16 protein-coding genes are annotated in these 22,514 nt (G+C 67.2%); 14 read left to right on the top strand and 2 right to left on the bottom strand.

The annotated features are described in order from the left end of the window. Positions 1-2 precede the first annotated feature (2 nt). The 3 genes from ABZS43_RS11835 (at position 3) to ABZS43_RS11825 (ending at position 3,033) form a co-directional block, all read left to right on the top strand. Positions 3-836 carry a carboxymuconolactone decarboxylase family protein gene (locus ABZS43_RS11835; protein WP_355035833.1) on the top strand — a complete coding sequence of 278 codons (834 nt, stop codon included), beginning with the start codon at positions 3-5 and terminating at the stop codon, positions 834-836. Positions 837-844: 8 nt separating this feature from the next. Then, positions 845-2,320, top strand: a complete 1,476-nt coding sequence (locus ABZS43_RS11830) for an aldehyde dehydrogenase family protein (RefSeq protein WP_355035832.1) — start codon at positions 845-847, stop codon at positions 2,318-2,320. Between the two features lie 239 nt (positions 2,321-2,559). Then, positions 2,560-3,033 (top strand): hypothetical protein, encoded by a 474-nt coding sequence (locus ABZS43_RS11825; RefSeq protein ID WP_355035831.1) that lies wholly within the window; start codon positions 2,560-2,562, stop codon positions 3,031-3,033. Positions 3,034-3,071: 38 nt separating this feature from the next. Here ABZS43_RS11825 and ABZS43_RS11820 read toward each other — a convergent pair whose 3' ends face one another. Then, a complete protein-coding gene (locus ABZS43_RS11820) occupies positions 3,072-3,890 on the bottom strand; it encodes an NAD(P)-dependent oxidoreductase (protein ID WP_355035830.1) in 819 nt (272 codons plus the stop codon). A 111-nt stretch (positions 3,891-4,001) separates the two neighbouring features. Beyond that, complete coding sequence (locus ABZS43_RS11815; RefSeq protein ID WP_355035829.1) at positions 4,002-4,841, bottom strand: mycofactocin-coupled SDR family oxidoreductase; 840 nt, start codon at positions 4,839-4,841, stop codon at positions 4,002-4,004. A 490-nt stretch (positions 4,842-5,331) separates the two neighbouring features. Here ABZS43_RS11815 and ABZS43_RS11810 point away from each other — a divergent pair, with 490 nt between their 5' ends. The 11 genes from ABZS43_RS11810 (at position 5,332) to ABZS43_RS11760 (ending at position 22,486) form a co-directional block, all read left to right on the top strand. Further along, a complete protein-coding gene (locus tag ABZS43_RS11810; RefSeq protein ID WP_355035828.1) occupies positions 5,332-6,612 on the top strand; it encodes a cytochrome P450 in 1,281 nt (426 codons plus the stop codon). 73 nt (positions 6,613-6,685) lie between these two features. Next, the gene (locus tag ABZS43_RS11805) at positions 6,686-6,874 is read left to right on the top strand and encodes a ferredoxin (RefSeq protein ID WP_355035827.1); all 189 of its coding nucleotides are present in this window, start codon (positions 6,686-6,688) and stop codon (positions 6,872-6,874) included. Positions 6,875-6,954: 80 nt separating this feature from the next. After that, positions 6,955-8,322 (top strand): ABC transporter substrate-binding protein, encoded by a 1,368-nt coding sequence (locus ABZS43_RS11800; protein WP_355035826.1) that lies wholly within the window; start codon positions 6,955-6,957, stop codon positions 8,320-8,322. Between the two features lie 45 nt (positions 8,323-8,367). Next, complete coding sequence (locus ABZS43_RS11795) at positions 8,368-9,186, top strand: mycofactocin-coupled SDR family oxidoreductase (RefSeq protein WP_355035825.1); 819 nt, start codon at positions 8,368-8,370, stop codon at positions 9,184-9,186. 136 nt (positions 9,187-9,322) lie between these two features. Further along, positions 9,323-9,640 carry a hypothetical protein gene (locus ABZS43_RS11790; RefSeq protein ID WP_355035824.1) on the top strand — a complete coding sequence of 106 codons (318 nt, stop codon included), beginning with the start codon at positions 9,323-9,325 and terminating at the stop codon, positions 9,638-9,640. Positions 9,641-9,739: 99 nt separating this feature from the next. Further along, positions 9,740-10,528, top strand: a complete 789-nt coding sequence (gene legP, locus ABZS43_RS11785) for a Dot/Icm T4SS effector Zinc-dependent metalloprotease LegP (RefSeq protein ID WP_355035823.1) — start codon at positions 9,740-9,742, stop codon at positions 10,526-10,528. A gap of 264 nt (positions 10,529-10,792) precedes the next feature. Further along, positions 10,793-12,793 (top strand): serine protease, encoded by a 2,001-nt coding sequence (locus ABZS43_RS11780; protein WP_355035822.1) that lies wholly within the window; start codon positions 10,793-10,795, stop codon positions 12,791-12,793. Between the two features lie 55 nt (positions 12,794-12,848). After that, on the top strand, positions 12,849-14,105 hold the full coding sequence (locus ABZS43_RS11775; RefSeq protein WP_355035821.1) for a peptidoglycan DD-metalloendopeptidase family protein: 1,257 nt from the start codon (positions 12,849-12,851) through the stop codon (positions 14,103-14,105). A gap of 37 nt (positions 14,106-14,142) precedes the next feature. Then, positions 14,143-16,929 carry a hypothetical protein gene (locus tag ABZS43_RS11770; protein WP_355035820.1) on the top strand — a complete coding sequence of 929 codons (2,787 nt, stop codon included), beginning with the start codon at positions 14,143-14,145 and terminating at the stop codon, positions 16,927-16,929. Positions 16,930-16,931: 2 nt separating this feature from the next. Continuing rightward, a complete protein-coding gene (locus ABZS43_RS11765) occupies positions 16,932-19,028 on the top strand; it encodes a hypothetical protein (protein ID WP_355035819.1) in 2,097 nt (698 codons plus the stop codon). Next, complete coding sequence (locus ABZS43_RS11760; protein ID WP_355035818.1) at positions 19,025-22,486, top strand: hypothetical protein; 3,462 nt, start codon at positions 19,025-19,027, stop codon at positions 22,484-22,486. Before ABZS43_RS11765 ends, ABZS43_RS11760 begins: the two co-directional genes overlap by 4 nt. Positions 22,487-22,514: the final 28 nt, after the last annotated feature.

Genomic DNA, 22,514 nt, shown 5'->3' with positions numbered 1-22,514 from the left:
ATATGGGAACCACCGATACCGCCGCGGCGGATGCCGCGCAGCGCGCGGAACGAGGCCGACGCGAGTTCACCGACGTCATGACCTTCGAACCGCCGGCGGATCCGAGCCCGACGGCGACCAACGGTCTGATCGACTTCGTCTTCGCCGAAGTATGGACTCGACCGGTGCTGAGCCGCCGCGACCGTCGGTTCATCACGTTGTCGTGCGTGGCCGACTCCGACGCCGAGCAGCCCCTGGTCGAGCACGTGTATGCCGCTTTGCGCAGTGGTGACATCGCGATCACCGAAATGCGGGAAACCGTCCTGCATTTCGCCGTCTACGCGGGATGGCCGAAAGCGTCACGGTTCAACATCATCGTCGACACGCAGTGGGAGCGGATCCATCGCGAGCGTGATCTGCCGACGCCCGCTCCCGAACCCCTGCTGCCGCTGGTCACGCCGAGTGACCCCGAGGAGCGCCTGGTGCAGGGCACGGCGACCTTCAAAGAGGTCAACTGCATGCCGTTCGCCCCGGACCGGGACAACCCCTACCAGGGGGCGGGCATCCTCAATTTCGTCTTCGGCGAGATGTGGGTTCGGCCGGGACTGAGCATGCGGGCTCGCCGATTGATCACGGTGGCCTGCGTGGGATTTCAGGACGCGCCGCTGCCGATCCTGTCCCACGTCTACGCCGCGCTGAAGAGCCGCGACATCTCCTTCGAGGAAATGGACGAACTGGCCTTGCAGTTCGGCGCCTACTCCGGACTGCCGAAGGCGTCATACCTGAGTCAGGTGATCAGTGAGCAGAAGGCCCGCGTCCTCCAGGAGTGGCGTGCCGAAGCCGGAACGACCTACTAGGAGCAGACGTGGCCTCCACCACTGACAACCATCAGCCCGCACAGTCGCTGCCGGGCGGCCTGTTCATCGGCGGCGACCGGATCGGACGATCCTCCGGCGGCACCCACGAGCATATTTTTCCCGGCACCGGCCGCTCGAACGGGACGATTCAGCTGGCCGGCGCCGAGGAGATCGACCTGGCGGTCGAGTCCGGTAAACACGCCCAGCGGGAATGGATGTCGTTCACCGCCGACCGCCGTCGTGACCTGCTGATCGATCTCGCCGATGCGGTGCGCGACCACATGGGCGAATTCTCCCAGCTCAACGTCCATGATTACGGCGTCCCCGTATCCCTGGCGATCAATACCGTGCTGGTCGAACGCTTTCTGCGGCACTTCGCGGGATATGTCGACAAGCCGCACGGTCTCAGCAGTCCGGTGGCAGGGTCGTTCGATCTCGATCTGATCGAACGCGAACCCTACGGTGTCGTCGGCGTCATCGCCCCGTGGAACGGTTCTATGGTCGTCGCCGCGGCCTGCGTGGTACCCGCGTTGGCCGCCGGCAACGCCGTGGTCTTCAAACCGTCCGTGCTGGCACCTTTCGCGGCATCGCGCTTCGGTGAGTTGTGCGCCGAGGTGGGATTGCCCGCGGGTTTGGTGAATGTGGTGCCGGCACGCACCGAGGGCGGCGACGCGCTCGTCCGGCACCGCGGGATCAGCAAGATCCACTTCACCGGCGGAGGAGAGACCGCGCGCAAGATCCTGACCGCCGCCGCGCAGAACCTCACTCCCGTGGTCGCCGAACTCGGCGGCAAGTCCGCCAACATCGTATTCGCCGACGCGGACCTCGATGCCGCCGCGCAGCTGTCGGCCTACCAGGGCCCCATCGTCCAATCCGGGCAGAGCTGTGCCTGCGCGAGCCGCATCCTGGTCCAAGAATCCGTCTACGACGCCTTCCTGGAGAAATTCGTCGCGACCGTCGAAGCCGCGAGGGTCGGTGATCCCTTCGACCCGAGCGTCGTCTTCGGTCCGGTGGTGAGCCAGACCGATGCCGACCGCATCCTGGGCGTGATCGATGACGCCGTCGCCACCCGCGCGGGCGAACTACTCACCGGCGGTGGACGGATCGGTGGTGATCTGGCCGATGGCTACTACATCGAACCCACGGTCTTCGCCGACGTCGACAACCACTCGGCGCTGGCACGCGACGAAACCTTCGGGCCGGTGGTCTCGGTCATGAAGTTCACCGACGAGGCCGACGCGATCCGGATCGCCAACGACAGCCCCTACGGTCTGAACGCCTTCGTCCAGACCACCAACCTCACTCGCGCCCACCGCGTCTCACGGCAACTGGAAGCTGGGTCGATCTGGATCAACCAGATCAGCGACATCTCGCCCCAAGGGCCCTACGGCGGCTACAAACAGAGCGGCTTCGGCCGCACCGGCGGCCTCGACGGCCTGAATGAATTCCTACAGGTGAAGAACATTCGGATCGGCATGGGCTGACGCTCGCACAACCGATGAGGTCTTCGGCCGCACCGCTTCCTGTGCGCAGTCATCACTGTGCACAGGAAGCGCGCTGCCGGTCGATCGAGTGAATGATGGGAAGTGAGTACCGGATGAACCGTCACCATCGACGGCACGATCTCGCGCGTCAGTCGCACCCGTTGGCCCTGGCCGCTGCGCAGGCGAGAAGGTTTCGTACCGGACATCGTTTGGTCGTTGCCGCATCGGGGGTCGCCGCCGTGGTCACCCATGCCGGCGGCTGGCTGTTCGACAGGGCGATGGCGGGCTGGGAGGTCGTCGTCCTGGTCGACGAAACCGACGATCGGCGCGCACTGGAGATCCTCGGGGCGCACGTCGTGGACTTGGAGTCCGCGTTGGCGTCACCGATTCGCATCCCCCTGCCGCAGGCGATCGCCGTCGATTCGCAGCTGTACCGCGCCGACGCCCGTGTCCGCGACGGAATCGCCGAGGTCTTCGACTACAGACTCATCGATGAAGTGACGATGTGGGGCGACGGGGTTCCCTATGACCTGGAAGAGCGCTTGATTCCGGTGCGGCACCGGCTCAGCACGGCCGCGCGTATGTTCAAACAGACCGCGCTTTCGGCCGCGGGTGCTCGGTCCGCACCCACCGAACCATCCGAGCTCTTCCGTAGCCGCACTGCGCTTTCCCGACCGCAGGGTATGCGCGATCTGGCCCCTGTGACCGTCTGATGCCCGATCGGCCGGTGGCGACCGATTCGCCACAACCCTCAGCGCAGAGACTCCATCAATGCCAACGCCGCCTCGGCGGCGGTGATGACCGCGCCGCGCTGTGCCGCGGCGCGGGCGGCGAGATCGCCGATGAGCCCGACATCTTTTCGCAGCAGACCGCTGGCGTGGGCGGCCAGGATCTCGAGGCTTCCGCCCAACGGAGCGATCGTGCTCAGCGCGAAACTGTTCGCGGTGCCTTCGGACAAGATCTCGCCGAGTCGTCGGGGGTCGATGCCCAATTCCTTGCCGAGTGCGAATGTCGTGGCCGCGGTGGCGAGGTTCGCGGTGAACAGCAGATTGTTGAGAAGCTTGGCGACCTGACCGGCGCCCAAGTCCCCCAGATGCACGACTCGCCCGGCGTAGGAATCGAAGACCGGCCTGCACCGTTCCACAGTGTCGCTCTCGCCTCCGACCATCACCAGCAGTCGACCTGCCGCGGCAGCTCGACCGCCCCCGCTCACCGGCGCGTCGATGACCTGAACACCCTTGTCCGCAGCAACTTTCGCGATTTCTCGGCAGGTATCGGGATGGACCGTGCTGTGTACCGCGATAACGCTGTTCGGCGCCAATCCGCTCAGCACGCCTTCGGCCCCCTCGACAACCTGTGTGATGTCGGAATCGCCGACCACACACAGGCAGACCAGATCGCTCGCCGCCGCGAGGACCGCCGGGGATTGCGCCACTGCCGCTTCGGTATCGGCGAAGGCGGCCAGCGTTTCGGGGCGACGCGCCCACAGCGTGGTCGGGTGCCCGGCCTCGACTATCCGCCGTGCCATGGGAGCGCCCTGGCTGCCGAGACCGATAAAACCTACACGCACGATTCTTCTCCGATATCGACTGGTAGTAATGAACTTTCTCTGCCCGAGGCATGCCCGCTGTCGGATACTCCGCCCGGCGCGTCAGCCGAGCGGAAGTGTCGGGCCGGGACTCTATTTCAGGGTGCTGCCCGCATCGACAGTCAAGGGAAGACCGGTGATGTAGCGGGCTTCGTCGGAGGCCAGGAACAGTACGGCGTTGCTGATGTCCACCGGCTCGACCCAGCCCACGGGCAACACGTGCATGAATTGGGCGACGGGCCGGAAGTCCTCCACGCCCGGATTCTCCAGATCCGGACGGAACATCTTCATCGTTCCCTCGTTCATGAACATCGGGGTGTTGACGTTGGTCGGATGCACCGAGTTGACCCGGATCGAGTGCTGTCCCAATTCGACCGCGAAGGTCCGCATCAGACCGACCACGCCGTGCTTGGCGGCGATGTAGTGACCGGTGTTCGGGTAGGCCTTCAGCCCGCCGACCGAACTCGTCAAGATGATGGATCCGCCTTTGCCCTGCGACAACAGGTGGGGCACAGCGGCTTTCACGGTCTTCCACACGCCGGAAAGGTTGATGTCGATCATGACGTCCCAGTCCTGCTCATCGAGCTGGTCCAGGGTCTGCCCGCCGTTGCCGATGCCCGCGTTTGCCACGATGATGTCCAAGCGGCCCAACTGCTCGACACCGTTGTCCACCGCGGCTTTCACCGCGTCGAAGTCGCGAACGTCGGCCTCGGTGGCGATGATTCGCCTGCCGAGACGCTTCACCTGCTCGACGGTGTCGGCCAGGTCGTCCGGGGTGGAGGCGGGTATCAGATCGGTGCCACTGACGGGCTTGCACACGTCGATGGCGATGATGTCGGCGCCCTCCTGCGCCAGTCGCAGTGCGTGGCTGCGTCCCTGACCACGTGCAGCGCCGGTGATGAAGGCAACCTTGCCTTCGACTCGCCCAACCATGAAAACCCCGTTCCTCGCAGATGGACCACTCGGGCGGCCCAATGTCTGTCCTCGATGACTGTCCTCGATCAAATACTGATCGGACGATCAAATGTGACATCGAGACGCCGCGCTGTCAACGGTTGATCGGCGCCGGGATCTGTCGAGGATCGCCGGTCCGCCGATGTCGAGTCGTCGATATCGACATGGTCGACCCGCTGCCGAAGATGCTATGTCCTAGCAGCTAGTACCGGCTTATTGCGATCGCATTCGACAGTTCGCCGTGGTAGGCGGGACGTCCTCGTCGATCTTGCGTGAGGTCCGATGGTCTTGACCGCACTCGGGAGCGAGTGGTAGTCATACTCAATCGAAAATGTTTGATCGATCGATAAATTCGGCTGAAGCCGCCTTCCTTCGGTGGCCCATCAACCCCAACCAACCATCCGATCGATCGGCCGATGGGCGAATCGCCCGGGCCGGTGGCTGCCGCCCCTGTTTTGAAAGGCTGACAATGACCGACTTGGCGTCTGTCGACTACTTCTCCGATGCATCGGTCGCGCAGGACCCGTACGAATATCTGCACTATCTACGCAGTCGGAATCCGGTCTTCCGTGAACCCAATTACGGTGTCGTGGCCGTCACCGGATACCAGGAAGCCAATGAGGCGTTCCGCAACACCGACGCGTTCTCGGCCTGTGTCTCGGTCGGCGGGCCGTTCCCTCCGCTGCCGTTCGTCCCCGAGGGAGACGACATCAGCGTGCAGATCGAGGCGCACCGGCATCAGTTCCCGATCTTCGAGCACATGGTCACCATGGATCCGCCCGAGCACACCCGCACCCGCACCTTGTTGAGCCGACTGCTGACACCGAAACGGCTCAAGGAGAACGAGGACTACATGTGGCGGTTGGCCGATCGCCAATTCGATGAAATAGTCGCGGGCGGCCGGTGTGAATTCCTCGACGACTACGCCAAGCCCTTCGCCACTCTGGTCATCGCTGATCTGCTCGGTGTCCCCGAGTCCGATCGTGACGAGTTCCGCGATCGCCTGGCCAGCCACAAGGATCCCGGCAGCAGAGTGGGGGCACTGGACCACGAACCGGTGGGCTCCAACCCGCTGCAGTGGCTGGAAGACACCTTCAGCGAGTACATCGCCGACCGTCGAGCCAGGCCGCGCCCAGACATCCTCGGGGTGCTCGCGTCCACGAACTACCCGGATGGATCGGTACCCGAGGTCATCGATATCGTGCGACCGGCGACCTTCCTGTTCGCCGCGGGACAGGAAACAGTCACCAAACTGCTCAGCTCGGCCGTGCGGGTACTCGCCGAACAACCAGATCTCCAGCAACTCGTGCGCGAGGACCGCAGCCTGGTCGGTTCGTTCATCGAAGAATCGCTGCGCATCGAAAGCCCGACCAAAGTCGACTTCCGACTGGCGCGCAAGACCACCCGACTGGGCGGGGTCGATATTCCCGCCGGCACAGTGCTGATGCTGTGCATCGGTGCCGCCAACCGCGACCCCCGCAAATTCGAGAATCCCGACGAATTCCGGATCGACCGCCGCAACGCCCGCGAGCACATCGCCTTCGGGCGCGGCATTCACACCTGCGCCGGAGCGCCGCTGGCCCGCACCGAAGGTCAGGTCACCCTCAACCGGATGCTCGACCGTCTGCGCGACATCGCGATCGACGAGAGCGCGCACGGCCCTTCCGGTCACCGGAGCTACAGCTACGAACCGACGTTCCTGTTGCGTGGTCTGCGCGACCTCAACATCACCTACACCCGGGCGAAATGAATTCGGCCGAGCCACTGCGCCCCCGGATGCCGGTACCCGCGGCGAATACCGGCGTGGTGATCGGTGGTCTCCGATGAAGGTTTCCGTCGACTCCGACCGCTGCCGCGGCCACGGCGTCTGCGTGGCGCTGTGCCCCGCAGTCTTCGAACTCAACGACGACGGCTACGCCCAGGCGCGAAACCCAGAGGTGCAGAACGAAAACGAGGAGGCGGCCATCGACGCGGTGGACGCCTGCCCGGAGCACGCCATCGTCGTGGGGTAGCCACGCCACGGCCCCCCGCAGGCGCAGTTGGATGACGACACGGTCGCCGGCTGGTCAACGAGGTCCAGTTGAGGAGAAATGTGAAATCGCAACGAAAAGTCGTCGCCGTCGTGGCGATGGCGCTGTTGGCCGCCGGATGCGGGCGCAGCGAAACCGGAGAGGAAACCGCCCCGGCCCAGGTCGCGACCTCGGGAGACTTCGGCGACTTGTCCGGCATCTGCCATGGCGGAACGGCAACCGGAGCTCCGACCCAAGGCGTAACGGCCACAGAGATCGAGGTCGGCGTCTTCAGTGATGTGGGGTTCACCAAGCAACCCGAGTTCGTCGATGCGGCAAAGGTTTTCACCTCGTGGTGCAATGCGGCCGGTGGCATCAACGGTAGGAAGGTGGTGTTCGAGGTTCGAGACAGTAATCTGCTGGAGGTTCGCCCACGGATGCTCGATGCCTGTCGGGAGGATTTTGCGCTCGTCGGTGGCGGCGCGGCGCTGGACGGGCTCGGAGTCAAGGACCGTCTCGCGTGCCTGTTGCCTGAGTTCCCCGCACAGGTCTCGCAATCGCAGAACTTGCAGTCCGATTTGCAGGTCAGCGCTCTGACCAGTACATACGCGCACTACGAGCCCTATTTCGGTTTCCGGAAATGGCTGCTGAACGAGGCGTACCCCGAATCAGCCGGCGCGATCGGCATCATCAACGGTGACTCGCCGGTGACCAAGGTGCTCGGCGACAAAGCGGTCGAGGCGATCAAGGCCGCCGGAGGGACGGTGACCTACAGCGAGCTGTACCCCGCCTCGGGTGTCTCGGACTGGACCCCATACGCGCAGGCCATCAAGAACAAGAACGTCAGGGGATTGGTGTTCTACGGCGACTTCCGACAGCTGGGAAAGCTCGAGGACGTCTTGACCGGTATGAACTACGAACTCGATTGGATCGACCCGACCAACAACTCCTACAACCCGCAGTTCCTCCACGCGGCGGCGCAGTCGGTGGGCATGCAGAACAACGTCGTCGATCTGACCGGCGCGGTCCCGGTCGAGGCATCCGCTGCCTCGACCGCGATGAGACAGGTGCACGACATGTATGCGAAATACGCACCCGGCGCCGAACTCGCCCTGGGCTCCGTACGAGCCCTGTCCTCCTGGCTGCTGTTCGCCAAGGCCGCCGCCAGTTGCGGTGATGAGTTGACTCGCAGGTGCGTGCTCGAGGCCGCCGCCAAGGAAACCGCCTGGACCGGTGGCGGATTGCACACCGCACGCGATCTCTCGGACAAGGACGCGGCACCGGACTGCTTCAACGTCATGCAGGCGACCCCAGAAGGGTGGAAGCAGGCCGATTTCAAACCCGACCGCGGCCTGTACCGCTGTGACGTGCCCCCGTACCGCTACACCGGTGCGTACGGCTCGGCAACAACCCTGGCCGATGTCGGCAAGACCCTCGGCGACCTGAAGTAGTAGAGCGGTCATAACAACGTATTTCACAATCTTCAGGGAGAGAGAATGGGAAAGCTGGAGGGCAAGGTCGCTTTCATCACCGGTGCCGCGCGCGGCCAGGGACGTAGTCATGCGATCCGGCTGGCGCGGGAAGGCGCCGATGTCATCGCCGTGGACATCTGTGCCCAGTTGGAGACGGTGCAGTACCCGATGGGCACCGTCGACGAACTCGCACAGACTGTCGAAGAAGTCGAGAAGCTGGGTCGGCGCATCATCGCCCGGCGGGCCGACGTCCGCGACGTAACCCAGCTGAGGCAGGTATTCGAGGAAGGCGCAGCGGCGCTCGGCCCGGTCGACATCGTGTTGGCCAACGCCGGGATCGGGGCAGGAGGAGCGGTCGCGCCGGACGAGCAGGAGTGGGACGAGGTCATCGGCGTCAACCTGACCGGTGTCTGGAACACCGGTCGCGTCGCGATCCCGTCGATGGTCGAACGAGGAAGGGGAGGATCGATCGTGCTGACCAGCTCCACGGGTGGCCTGATCGGTGTCGGCATCCCGACGGCAGGGTTCCTCGGCTATACAGCAGCCAAACACGGTGTCATCGGACTGATGCGGTCGTGGGCCAACTACCTCGCACCGCACAACATCCGTGTGAACAGCGTCGCCCCGACCGCCGTTCGTACGCCGATGGCCCGTGACGGGAATCTCGCGGCGATCATGGAACGCAACCCCGCACTGGCCCACGCGCTCTCCAACGCGATGCCCGTCGACCTGGTGGAACCACTCGATGTCTCCAATGCCATCACCTGGCTGGTCTCCGACGATGCCCGCTACGTCACCGGCTCGGTAGTTCCCGTCGACGCGGGCCAGCTGAACAAGCGATAGCCGCTGCGATTCCCCTCGCTCGCAGGTGAATACCGGCAACCAGGCCGGTGCGTGCCGCGCGGGCGGGCCGACACCACATCGAGTGCCTACCCTGGAGGGAGTGGACGTCCCCACGCGCTGGATCCGAGGTTTCGTCGTGCTGCCGTCCGAGTGCCCGCGGACCACGGCTCGGATCACGGTCGAGCTGCGTGACGTCACCTACGCCGACGGGGCGGCACCGCTGATCGCCGTTGTCGAGACAGGCGGCGCCGCGGTCGGGCCGGGCGTGCGGCACCCGTTCGAATTGAGCGCCCCCGAGAGCCCGGTCGGCACCGCGCTGTCGCTGGCCTGTCAGGTCGATCTCGCCCGCGACGGTGTACCAGCGGCGGGGGATCTGGTGTCCACGCAGTCGATACCCGTGCCCGCACACGGGCAGGTAGGCGGCGTGGAGATCCCCGTATCGCGGATGGGGTAACGCGCTACGCGCGCGAGCGCGGTGTCATCGGCTCACGCTTCCTTGGACAGGCGACGGATCATCCGACGTCGTCGACCCGACAGAGGAAGCGCAACTCCCATGACCATCGAAAACACCTTTCCAGCGGCCACCGCGACGGACGACACCGGCGAATTCCACTCCGGCCCGGATGCGGGCTCCACACTGATCGGCAGCGTCGAGCACGGAGTGCGCGAACTGCGTTATGCGGCGGTCGACGATCTCGCGATCTTCGAAGGCGACATCGTCCTCGGCACCCTCGACGAGATCGAGGCCCGCCGGAATCAGGAAGGCGCGGTGATCTCGGGCGCGAACTTCCGCTGGCCGAACGCGGTCGTCCCCTACGACATCGACCCGGCGCTGCCCTCGCGGCAGCGGGTCACCGACGCGGTGGCGCACTGGAACTCGCGCACCAGGATCCGGTTCATCCCGCGCACCAGCGTCCACAACGATTTCGTGCGGTTCGTGCCGAGCACGGCGAGCCGCTCGCCGGTGGGCAGACAGGGCGGACAGCAGACGATCGAACTCACCAGCGGCGCGCCCACGGGCACGGTGGTGCACGAGATGGGGCATGCGCTCGGACTCTGGCACGAACAGAGCAGAGAGGACAGGGGGACCTTCGTGGAGGTGCGCCTCGCCAATGTGGACCCGGCCTATCGGCACAACTTCGCCCAGCACATCACCGACGGCGATGATGTCGGCGGCTACGACTTCGGCTCGATCATGCATTACCCCGCAACGGCTTTCAGCAACAACGGGCAGCCGACCATCGTTGCGCGCGTCACCGTGCCGCCCGGTGTGACGATGGGACAGCGCACCGCGCTCTCGGCGGGCGATGTGAATGCCGCGCACACGATATACCCGGCGTGATCGGGCGTCGGCGACCCCTGGCGCGATATGGCGGCGTATTCCCGCCTACCGCAGGGGTTTCCGCGCTCGCGCGGCGCACCGATTCTTGGAACCCGGTCATTGCCGGCAACGACGACAGGACCTATACCTCCTGGTCGGGGCGATAACAGGGGCGGCGATCGCCGCGCCGGTCGTGGAAAGTCGAGTGGTCCACTACTCGTGATCGGCACCGCACTCGCGCCCAGGCTGAGTACATCAGCACACACTCTCCTGGAGAGGCGACCCATGAATACCGACAGTCGAACACGCACCGTCGCATGGCGCGAACAGATGGACGCCGCATCGCGGCGATTCGCCGACACCGCCGCGCAACGCGACGAGGTGACACGCCTGCGTGAAGCGACCGAGTCCGATGTCGTCGACACGAAGGAACAGATCCTCGCCCGCGCCGACCGCCTACTCGTCACCGGCGAAGTCCCCGCGCAGGCGGTGATCGACCTGGGCAGGCAGGATCCGGTCGACAGCATGCGCTCGCTCGAGCGTGTCATCGGCTTCGCCAACGAGCTGCAGGCCGCCAACTTCCTGACTCGCGGCACCCGCGCCGCGGTCGCGGTCGCACGGATCTCATTGGCCGACAACGGTCGTGAGGTGCCGATGGGCACCGGTTCGATGGTGTCGCCGCAGCTGTTGCTCACCAATAATCATGTGCTGCCCACGCCCGACGCGGCGGAGTCGGTCGTGCTCGAGTTCGGCGCCGAGGTCGACATCGATAACGTGCCGAACGCCACCGTGCGCTACCGGCTGGCGCCCGCCGACTTCTTCGTCACCGACAAACATCTCGACTACACGCTGGTGCGCGTGGCGCCGGGGCCGGACGGCGTTGCGCCCGGCACCAGGTTCGGCTGGAATCCGCTGATCGCCGAACCGGGCAAGATCGTGATCGGTGAGGCGATGAACGTTGTCGGGCATCCCTCGGGGCGGCTCAAGGAGATCTCGATCCGCGACAACCGGCTCGACCTGCAACTCGACCACTTCCTGCACTACAGCTCCGACACCGAGCCGGGGAACTCGGGCTCGCCGGTCTTCAACGACCAGTGGGAGATCGTCGCGCTGCACCACGCCGGGGTCCCGAAGAAGGACGACAAGGGCAGGGTGCTGCGCAAGGACGGCAAGTTATGGCAATCCGGCGACGGTGACGACGCGATCGACTGGATCGCCAACGAGGGCACCCGGGTGAGCGTGCTGCTGCGCGACCTGGGATCCCGGCAGTTCTATTCGGCGCGGCGCGCACTGCTCGACGAACTCGGGCCCGCGGCGGACCTGCCCGCCGACACCGCCGTCGCCGAGGTGACAACACCGGTGCCGCAACGAGTTCCGGCCGCCGAGAGCCTCGTGCGTGGTCTGCGGGGCAGGCCGGCCGCGTTCGGTGGTCGCCGCAGCGTGTTGTTCCTGCACGGGCGCGGGCAGCAGGGCCGCGATCCGACCGAGCTGCGCCGTAGCTGGACGGCCGGACTGAACAAGGGGCTCACCCTCGCCGACCTGCGCCCGATCGATCCCGTCGACGTGTACTTCCCCTTCTACGGCGACCAGCTCGCCGCGAGCGTGGACCCGCGCGAAGCCGCCGACACGGGATCGGCACTCTACGAGAATCTCGTCGCCGAGGCGGCGCACCGCGCCGGGATGCCGCGCGCCGACGAACTGCCCGCCGACGAACTGCCCGCCGACCCGGAGGCGTGGGAACTCTTCGGCGGGATCGGCGCGGTCGTGCTGGGACGGTTGCACGACCAGCTCAGCTGGATCGCCGCCCGCAGCGGCCTCGACTCAGCGCTCATCGGGGCCATCTTCAAGGACGTCGCCGCCTATCTCGACGACGAGCGGGTCCGCAAGGGCGTGCTGGACACCGTGCTCCCCGATGTGCCCGTCGGCGGCGAGCTGATCCTCGTCAGCCACAGCCTCGGCACCGTCGTCGCGATGGATCTGCTCACCCAGCTGCCGCGCGAACAGAACGTGAGCCTGCTCGTGACGGCGGGCAGCCCGCTCGGTCTGGACGGGGTGTACCGCAAGCTGCTGAGCGGCGTCGCGAGCAGGCCGGAACGCGTCGGCGAATGGCTCAACACCTGGTACGCCGGTGACCCGATCGCCATCGGCTGCCCCCTGCGCCAGGTCTGGGGGCCCGAGCTGGCAGACCTCCCGGTCGAGAACCCCAAGGAGCGGGCACACGACATCGCCGAATACCTCGCCCATGCCGCGGTGGCCGCCACGATCGGACAGCAGCTGTCCGCCTGAGCGACAACGCTATTCGAATTTCTCAGAGTAATCACTCGAAACAGGTAGGTGGAAGATGACACTCGAACTCGGCGATCACGTCTGGTATTGGAACGGCAGGATGTCGCTCGACAAGAACATCCCGCGGACGACCTGGTTCCCCGGGGTGAACCCCAACGACCCCACCGACTACGGCGGGCACGGCAAAGAGATCTTCAACTATGTGATCCATGCCGACGAGATCGCTCGCGGCCGACCGCATATGCGCAACCACGAAGGCAGTTTCGCGTGGCTGAACAACAATCCGGGAAATATCACCGGAATGCCGGGCGGTCCCGACTACGGCCAGTATCCGGGCAAGTTCAACTGGCACAACTTCCTGATCTTCCCGACCTGGGGCGCCGGGTACTTCGCGATCGCGCAGCTGCTCCGCTCGGCGTCCTACCGCGATCTGTCGATCCTGGACGCCTTCGCCCGCTATGCGCCGGCGTCGGATGGCAACAATCCGGCTACCTACGCGAACGCGGTGGCGGACGCACTGGGTATCTCCGTGGGCACGCGGATCGGGGATCTCGACGACGATCAGATGCTCGTCGTGCAGGACAAGATCCAGGAGATCGAGGGAGCTGTTCCAGGCGACAGCCTCGCCTGGGATTCCGAGGATGTGCCGCCGGAGATCGCCGCCGAGCTGCCGGCATTCCGGCGCGTCGCCCGTCCCCGCGCCGTGCGACGCTCGCGCGACGCGTTCACGATCGAGATGTCCGCACCGGTCGATCCGTCCGGGTTCACCAACGGTCTCGGCGGCCCGAACCAGGGGGGTCACCAGGGGCCGAACTGGTATGTGCAGTACGGCATGGACCTCGGCGGCGCCGCGGGCACCGCGGTGTACGCGGCATTCGACGGCCACATCACCAGATATCAACCGCACGATCCCGCCCAGGACAGCGGAAAGGTATACGGTGCGCAGATTTTCCTGCGCGCGCCCAACGACATGATGGGTGGCTTCTACACCCACCTGACCGATGTTCCGGCCGGGCTCGGGCCGGGATCGACGGTCTCACGGGGCGATTTCCTCGGGACTGTGCTCGGGTTCGGCGGGATTCCCCCGCACCTGCATCTCGCGCTGGTCGAAATCATCGGCGGCGCGCCGGGCGGGCAGTACACCGGCGTCGATCTCTATCAGACCTTCCTCGGTCTGGAGGCGTCCGATCCGGATGCGGTTGTCTCCGTGACGTTCCGGCAGGACGGCACCCCGCCGGACGAGGGGCTGCGTGCCGCACCCATCGATGCGTCGCGCGGACGTAGCAGTTCCGCGGCGGTCGCCGTCGACTAGGCCGACGCGAATCGGCGTGGAGGAGAGGCGACCGCAGATGAGAGAGGCGTTGCTGGTCCGTCCGGACGACCACCTGGTCATCGGTGTTCGCTGGTCGGGCTTCATCACCGACGGGACCGGCGTGCTCACCGCGGGTGAGCGGGCCCGCCTCACCCTCCTGTTTCCCCCACAGCATGTGGGTGAGGAGTGCTCACCGCCGCAGTCGCGCGCCCCGCTGTCCCTGGCGGCGGGGACGACGGGCATGTTCGTGCCCGGCTGGCGCGGGGTGCTCGCCGGGCCGAGCCGCATCGTCGTCGCGGTATCGCCGGGCCGTCGAATCCCGTTGACCGTGAACGGGATTCTCGACGCGGTGGGAAACCTGCCGGTCGCGGTGCCGCAGGCGGTGCCGACGGCGGAGGAGACCGCGCTCGAGATCCCGTGGCGCACGGTCCTGGCGCCGGGCGCCCGCACACCGGGCGGCGTGGTCGTCTGCAGACACAGCTCCGGCGCTCCCTCGTCCACCGGTGTGTACGGAATGTGGCGTACCCGGCTCGTCGACGCCGATGCGCCTGCCGCGCTGACACTTTCGGACGCACGGCTCACCGTCCGGGTCGCGGACCCGGACGTCGCGAACACCGCCGATCCCACCTTCGGTCCGGCGGCACCGGACAACACGGTGGGGCTGTCGTTGGCAGCGCGCACGCGACTGGTGGCGGAGACGAACGCGCGACCGGCCACCGCGACCCGGCTGGAACTCAGCACTCTCGGTGGCACCATGAACGCCAAGGGGGTATGGGATGGCTTCGAGTGGGAGCAACGCACCGTGCTCGGCCGCGACATGCTGGTTCGCGCACGATTCCAGGGCGTGATGTATCCGCTGGGCCATCGGGCCGAATATCTCCAGGTGGTCACAAGAGAATTCGACTCCGACGCCACGGCGGGCGGGGCCGCGGTGCTTCGCCGGGTCGGCGTGCTCACCATTCTCGAGCCGGTGCGGCGCCAACCCGACGACCCCGGATCACGTCGTCGGTTCCCGCTCGGCGATATCGAGATCGAGCAGACGACGTTCACCGACATCGCCTCGCCCGACTCCGCGGTTCCCGGTGCGGGCTGGCAGCGGACCGCGTTACCGGGAGTCGGTCAACAGGCCACGCACTTCCGGCCGATCACGACCGCCGGGGCGCCTGTGCGGTTCCCCGTCCGGTGCACGACCGGTACCGGTGTCGTCACCTTCGGGCTGCCGCTGCTGTTCGTCGCCGAGATCACCCTCGGCGGCGGATCGACCTCGCTCACCGATCCGGGACTGGCCCAACGGCTTTCCGTGGACTACGGCGCGGTGGCGGTGGGGTTCGCGCCGACACCGATCGACCTGGCCGATGCGGGTGGGCGAGCCCGCGGTGATATCCACGAAGTACACGGGGTGACGATCGCGGGCATCGCGAGCCAAGCGCTCGGCGACGGATATCGCGCGGGACTGGCCCAGCTCGAGATCGCCCTGCCCGCGCTGCGGGTATTGCGCGGTGACGCCCAGCTGACCTCGGTGCGGTTGTCCGAGAACTACTTACGTGACGGCACCGCCGACGTGCTGCTGGAGATGGTGTCTAATCAGACCCGCGACATCGACTTCGCCCGCGACGCTGAGAGATCGGGTGGCCTGCTCGCCCCGAAGTACACCGCCAACGCGATCTCGCGGACCTTCGGCCCGGTCAACCTGCAAGCCCTGCCGCACCCCGCCACCGGCTTGATCGACCCGGCCGCGCTGTTCCCGTCGGATCGGGCGTCACTGCTGGGCTTTCCATTGAAAACGCTGCTGACGCAACTGCGCCAGCCACCGGAGATCACCGCCGTGCCCCGAGTCGGTGCGCCGCCTGAGGTCCGCATGCAGTGGCGCGATATCGCCTTGCGCTCGGCGGGCACGTTCGTCGCCCGTCCCGGCACGCGGCTCGATCTCACCGTCCTCGCCGCGCCCGACAAGAACGAAACCGTCTGCTCGGTCAGGGATTTCACGCTCGAGCTGCCACCGGGGCCCAAGCGGGTGTTGCGCCTGACCTTCGCGGCGCTGACCTTCACGCAGCGAGGCGGCTCCGCGCCCGACGTCACCGTCGACGGTGTCGGCGTCGAATTCGTCGGCGAGCTGACGTTGCTGAAGGAACTCCAGGACCTGGTGAAGCTCGGTGACACCGGCAAGATGCTCGACATATCCACTCGCGGCATCGTGGTGCGCTACGCGCTTCCGCTGCCGCCGGTGACAGCGGGTGCGTTCGTCATGCGCAACATCGCGCTCACCGCGGGCATCGACATTCCCTTCAACGGCGATCCGGTCGGCTTCACGTTCGGATTCGCCAGCCGCGTCAACCCGTTCCAGCTCAGCGTGATGATGTTCGGCGGTGGCGGGTATCTCGAGATCCATCTCGATCGAGACGGCCTGCGGCGACTCGAGGCGGCCCTGGAATTCGGAGCCTTCGTCGCGGTCGACTTCGTCGTCGCCTCGGGCGAAGTGCACGCGCTCGGCGGGGTTCGTTTCACCCTCGAGCGCAGCGGCGCGGTGACACTGTGCGGATACCTGCGCATCGGGGGCTGCGTCGAGGTACTCGGCCTGATCAGCGTCTCGATCGAGCTCTGTCTCTCGCTGACCTACCGGTCCGAGCGCAATGCGCTGGTCGGCCGGGCGACCCTGGTCATCGAGGTCGACCTGACCCTCTGGTCGGACAGTGTGGAAATCGACAGTGGTGAATGGGTGCTCGCGGGCGGGGCGGCGCGCAGGCCGGCTCTGCGTGACCGTGACACGGCAATGGCTCGATGGCTCGCGTATCGGGCCGCGTTCGCAGGAGTGGGGCGAGAGTGACGATGAACGAATCCGAATATTTCCGCGTCGTGCTCGATGCCGAGCTCACCCATCCGGTGGGCCGGGTGGCGACGAGCCATGACGGCAGATGGATCCTCGCGGGCACCGGGTGGAACGCACCCTGGCTGGGAAATAATGCCCCGCAGGGCATCAGCGTGATCGACGGGTCCTCCGGGCAGCCTGCCTGGACCAAGCCCGGCACGCGATGCTTCGATGCCGTCTTCACCCCGGATGGTGAGTCGGTCGCGGTCTCGATCCAGGATCAGGACGCGCAGCTGCGGATCGTGCTGTTGCGGACCGCGACCGGCGAGCAGATCTGGACCCTCGGTGGCGGTGGCTTCTTCCAGCTCAGCCCGGACGGCACGCGGCTGGGTGTCGTCGGCGTCCGAAGCGACGAATCGGCGCACAGCTTCGTGCTCGACGCGGTCAGCGGCGCACTGCTCAACGAGCAGGGCAATGCGATGGCGCGGCCACGCTTCCGCTTCGACTCGACGTTGCTGTGCACGGGCTGCCCGTCTCTGGTGGACGTGCTCACGGGAGCGCCACGATGGCAGTCGGGTGACCATACGGGCATCCCCTCGGCGGCGGTGTTCACCGAGCGGGGCGACGCGGTGATCTTCGCGAGCTCAACGTGGGGGAAGATCACGACCTACGAGCTGGAGGCCGACGCCAACGGGGCGCCCGTCGTGCGCGGGGCGGTCGCCGCCGCTGAACTGGCGAACACCACCACATGGTTCGACACCCTCATTTTCGGTCCCGACCGCAGCACGCTGATGCGGGTCGGAAACCAGGATGTGGCACTGCTGTCGGTGCTGGACGGCAGTGTGCGGCGTCGGCTGCCGACGCCTGCGAACGGGTTTTTCGCCTTCACCGCCGAATTCCTCCCCGATGGCAAGCGGCTGGTGGTCAACGTCCCGGTACCACCCGCACCGCCGGAGACCGTACGCGCAGGTGTCAGCGTCATCGAAACCACCGGCGAATCGGTCGTCTGGTCCGATCCGGGGCGAGACGTCGCCGACCTGGCGGTCACCGGCGACGGCTCGCGTGTCGTCGCGGGCGGCGAGAACGGTCTTCGCGTCTACGAACTCGGCACGCCCGCGCGTTCCCGGCGCGACTGCCATGCCCGCATCGCCGCGGTGGCCGCGAGCGACGGTCCCGCCGGAATCGTCGCGGCGGCGGCCGAATCACGGCTCGTCGTGTTCCGGGCGACCAGCGGCGAGCTCATGCTCGAACGCGTCCATCCCGGCCCGATCAGCGCCGTCGCGGTCAGCCCCGACGGGCACAGCGTCGTCACTGGAAGCAGCGATGGCGGTTGCAGGCACTTCGACACACTCACCGGCGCGCGCTGGACCGCACGCCACAACGGGCCGGTCAACGCGGTGGCGTTCAGCGACAACGGAACCCGGGTGGCGACCGCAAGCGCCGACCGAACGGCGCGGCTGTTCGACCGGGTACCCGGCGGCGCCGACCCCGAGGAGGGGGTCGCGCTCTGGTCGCACCAGCATCCGCTGGCGGTCACCCACGTCGCGGTCGGTCCCGGCGGCGCCTGGGTCGCGACCGCGGCGCTGGATCGCAAGGTGCGCATACTGTCCGGGTCGACCGGCGACGAACTGCGTCCGCCGTTCGAGCACGACGCCAAGATCCGGGATCTTCGGGTCAGCGCCCAGACACTGGTCACCGCGAGCGAGGACGGCAGTGCATTGGTCATCGACGCGGCCGCCGGACAACGCCGGTTGCGGATCGAGCATCCAGGACCGGTGACGGTTCTGGCGCTGTCGGCGGACGCGACCCTGCTCGCCACCGCGGGCACCGGCAAGACTGTCGACATCTGGCGCATCGATGGCGACCGGGAAGTCCTGGTGCACCGTCTCACGGCCAGGGCCGCCGTCAACGGCCTGGTGTTCGCGGTGGGTGGCGCGTTGATCGTGTCCGCCGACGACGCGGTGATGGCGGTCGTCGACCTCGTCACCGGACGCGAGATCGACCGGTTCCTGCATCCGATGCCGATGAGTCACCTGGCGTCCGGGAGCGATCGCCGGATCATCGTGGGCGCCTGCACCGACGATGTCGCGCGAGTCTACGAGGTGAGCCGGTCATGAGCGAAATACTGTGGGTCGCTGTGCCCGACGGTCGCGAGGGCACGGAGCTGTCCCTGCGGGTGCTGGTCGTGCCGAGGCTGTCCGAGGGCGTGTTGAGCGACTTCGGGCTCCAGGACTGGCCGTCGATCCTCGCCGAGCAGGTTGGCTTCCAACTGCGGGTGCGCACCGCGGCGGGGGAGCGGGTGATCGGTCGGTCACCGCGCCTCGTCGCACGGGCGAAGTCGCGGCTGTGGACCGAATTCTTCGGTGGTGAGGCCGGTTTCGTGCGGCAGTGGGAAGACCGGACGGTGCGGCCACCCCTGGTCTCGGACACCTCCGGCGCCGCGCGCAAGGTCGCCGCGACACTGCGCACCATCACCCGGACCGGGGCCGAACGGACAGCGGAGGAGACCGAGGCGACGGTTCGCGACCAGATCGCCGGATGGGACGACGCCGCGACACCACCGGTCTCGGACGACATCGAACCGCCGCCACCTGTCGTCGCGGACTTCCACCGCACGGTCTCGAACCTGCGTGAACATCCGGCCGTCCTGCTCGAACTGGGATTGATCTTCGAACTGCGTTGCGACGCGACGGATCTGGACCAGGGGACCGCGCTGGTCAGCGTTCGTTGCGTCGATCCGCCGTTCCTGCGCAACCTCGTCACGTCCCCGTGGACACGCTACGAACTCACCGCGACGAGCTTCCGGCCCGCCCCGAACGCGGAGGGGTCATCGGGCATCCGGGCCGGACTACTCGACCTCTCAGACTCGGTCTCGCTCACCGATCCGGCCGCCCCCGCCGCCCCGCGACGGTGGGCGATCGCCACCTTCGACATCGACGGCGGTGCGGACGGATTCCGGCAAGCAGCACACGATTTCGCCCTGAACCCGCCGGAGAACGCCACCATGCCGCCGGTCCGATCCACCGGGATCGCGCTGATCCGGCCCGGGCGCGCACGCGAGTTCGCCGCGCGAAGCGGCGCGGGCCGCCGCCGCGCCCGCGCCATCGGCGATGCCGTGTTCTCGGCCGAGGACCTCGTGCTCGGCTACCGCGTGGACATCCGCCGTGAGGGGACACCGTGGCTGTCGGTGTGCGAACGCGATGCCGACTATCGCGTCAACGGGGTGGACATCGCCTCCGGGCGAGAAGAAGGGCACGTCAAGCCGTTCGCGGCGGTGCGGGGCGCCGATGGGCAGTTGCGTGCCGACGAGGTCGTGCTGCGCTGGGACGGCTGGAGTCTGGCGCTGCCGTCGCCGAACCTACGCGGTGACACGACCGGTCCGGTCCGTAATCCCGCCCAGCCGTTGCCGTTCGACTTCCGGTGGGCCTTCGCGGTTCCGCCGCGAAGTATGCCCGCCCTGCGCTTCGCCGACCTCTATCAGATGCGTGTGCGGATCGCGGATATGGCGGGCGGTGGCCTCACCGCCGCGGAACTGGCCGACTCCACGGTCGCCAGCGCCGGGGTGAGCTACCTGCGCCACGATCCGGTACCACCGCCTGACGTGCACGGACCCGCCGCGTTCGCGCCGGGCGCGGCGGTCACGAGGCTGGTGATTCGCAGCGATTTCGACCGGACCGTCGATCAGATCCACGCCGCGGACCCGGACTATCCGGCGATCGACGCGCGCACCCTGCGGCCGCCGTCCGCGCCGTTCTCCTTGATCGAACAGCACCGGGTGCTCGACGAGATGACCGACGAGGAATCGTTCCGGCTGGCACAGCGTGCGATGGACGCCGACGGCAGCGGCGCGGGCCTGCCGGACCCGGTCGCCAGCGGAGTGCGGGCCCAGGTGCGCGCCGGCGAGGCGGGGCTCGCCGCCGCGATCGGTGACCACAGCGCGTGGGCTCCCGCCTGGCCGGAGTTCGTGACCAAAACTGTCGAGCTGCACGAGAACTCCGGCGAGGCGCCGATCACCGTGCGGTGGAAAGGCAACCTGCTGATGGTCACCCTCGCCAAGGGGAAGGAAGTGACGATCGAGCTGAGCTCCACCCTCGACGGTGAGCTGTCCAACCACCTGGCCATCAGTGACTTCCTCGCAGGCGGCGGTGCGGGAGAACCGGCGATCTCGCCGGATAGCACGAAACTCGGCCGCAATCCCGCGGTCACCCCACCGGTTCGCCTCGCCGTGGTGCACGCCGTCAAACGTCCACTGCGCGAACCACGGTGGACTCTGCCCTCGACCGCCGTCGTCCGGAATCCGCACGATCCGACGGTGCTGCTCACACCGACGTTCCCGCCCGCGGGTCCGGACGCCGGTCTCGACCCCGACAGCACCGGGCGCCTGGAAGTGGCCGCCGCGTGGACCGAGATCAGCGATACCGGACCCGAGGCCACCACCGGTAGCCGCCCGATGAGTGTCGCGCGTCTGCACAGCCAGACGATCTCGCGCGGCGAAGCGCCGCAGGTGCGGATTCGGCAGGAGTTCGGCGACACCAGACATCGCACGATCACCTACACGCTCAACGCGGTCAGCCGGTTCCGTCAATACTTCAAACCCGGTGAACCCGAGTCCGCGTTCGCCGTCGCCCGCGCGCAGACCCCGGTCGTCGTTCCGTCCTGCGCGCGACCGACCGCGCCGATGGTGCTCGGCGTCGTGCCTGCCTTCGGCTGGCGCCGGGAACGTGTCGGGGATGATCGTGTCGAGCTCACCAGGGAGAGCGGTCGGCTGCGGGTCGAGGTGGCGCGCCCCTGGTACGAGACGGGGGAGGGTGAGCAGCTGGCCGTCGTTCTCGCGCCGAACGGCGCCCCTTCGCCCGCCGTGCTCGAGTCGGTCAGCCGGATGGGTCGTGATCCGCTGTTCGGCACACCGGCGACCCAGCCGTTCCCGCGGGCCGCGTGGTTCCCCGCGTCGACGGGACCGGTCGATGTGGTCGTACCGGAGCTCGGCCAGCCGGTCACGATCGCGCCCCATCCGGTCTCACCCGGCGGCGACCGCTGGTTCGCGGACGTGGAAATCGCTGTGCCGCGGGAACAGCAGTCGTACAACCCGTTCGTGCGTCTGGTAATCGCCCGCTACCAGCGCGACAGCCTCGACGGTATGAGCCTGTCGCCGCTCGTCGCCGCCGAAACTGTTCCGCTGCTGCCCGATCGGAAGGTCGTCGTCGAACGGGCCGGGGCCGATCTGCGGATCACGGTGACCGGTACGTCGCCGAATCCGCTGAATCGGCTGGAGGCACTGCTCGAGTCCTGCCCGCAGGCGCACGCCCCCGACGCGGTCGAACTCGTCGTCGACGATCCCGCCGAGCAACCGGATCTCCCGGTGTGGCGGCCGGTGCCAGGGCATGCCGTCGAGCGCGCGGCCGACGGCCGGATCCCCCCGCTGCCGCTACCCGGACCGATCGGACATCTGCGGCTGCGTCTGCGTGAGACGGAGAATCTCATCGGCTCGGATGCCGTTGACCTGCCTGTCGATCTGCGCCTGCGGAACGTCTTCGTCGCCACGATCGTCCTGCCCGCCGAATGGCGTCGCCCGTGAGGAGGTGCGGGGTCGGTGCGCCCTACCC

This window comes from Nocardia sp. NPDC005366, from assembly GCF_040606855.1.
Taxonomy (GTDB): Bacteria; Actinomycetota; Actinomycetes; order Mycobacteriales; family Mycobacteriaceae; genus Nocardia.
This window is presented reverse-complemented; position numbering and strand designations above follow the sequence as displayed.

Excerpts from the sequence above, each read along its gene's own strand:
- ABZS43_RS11835 (WP_355035833.1), top strand. The coding sequence starts at position 3 with ATGGGAACCACCGATACCGCCGCGGCGGATGCCGCGCAGCGCGCGGAA.
- ABZS43_RS11815 (WP_355035829.1), bottom strand. The coding sequence starts at position 4,841 with ATGGTTGGGCGAGTCGAAGGCAAGGTTGCCTTCATCACCGGCGCTGCA.
- ABZS43_RS11810 (WP_355035828.1), top strand. The coding sequence starts at position 5,332 with ATGACCGACTTGGCGTCTGTCGACTACTTCTCCGATGCATCGGTCGCG.
- ABZS43_RS11805 (WP_355035827.1), top strand. The coding sequence starts at position 6,686 with ATGAAGGTTTCCGTCGACTCCGACCGCTGCCGCGGCCACGGCGTCTGC.
- ABZS43_RS11795 (WP_355035825.1), top strand. The coding sequence starts at position 8,368 with ATGGGAAAGCTGGAGGGCAAGGTCGCTTTCATCACCGGTGCCGCGCGC.
- legP (WP_355035823.1), top strand. The coding sequence starts at position 9,740 with ATGACCATCGAAAACACCTTTCCAGCGGCCACCGCGACGGACGACACC.
- ABZS43_RS11780 (WP_355035822.1), top strand. The coding sequence starts at position 10,793 with ATGAATACCGACAGTCGAACACGCACCGTCGCATGGCGCGAACAGATG.
- ABZS43_RS11775 (WP_355035821.1), top strand. The coding sequence starts at position 12,849 with ATGACACTCGAACTCGGCGATCACGTCTGGTATTGGAACGGCAGGATG.
- ABZS43_RS11770 (WP_355035820.1), top strand. The coding sequence starts at position 14,143 with ATGAGAGAGGCGTTGCTGGTCCGTCCGGACGACCACCTGGTCATCGGT.
- ABZS43_RS11765 (WP_355035819.1), top strand. The coding sequence starts at position 16,932 with ATGAACGAATCCGAATATTTCCGCGTCGTGCTCGATGCCGAGCTCACC.
- ABZS43_RS11760 (WP_355035818.1), top strand. The coding sequence starts at position 19,025 with ATGAGCGAAATACTGTGGGTCGCTGTGCCCGACGGTCGCGAGGGCACG.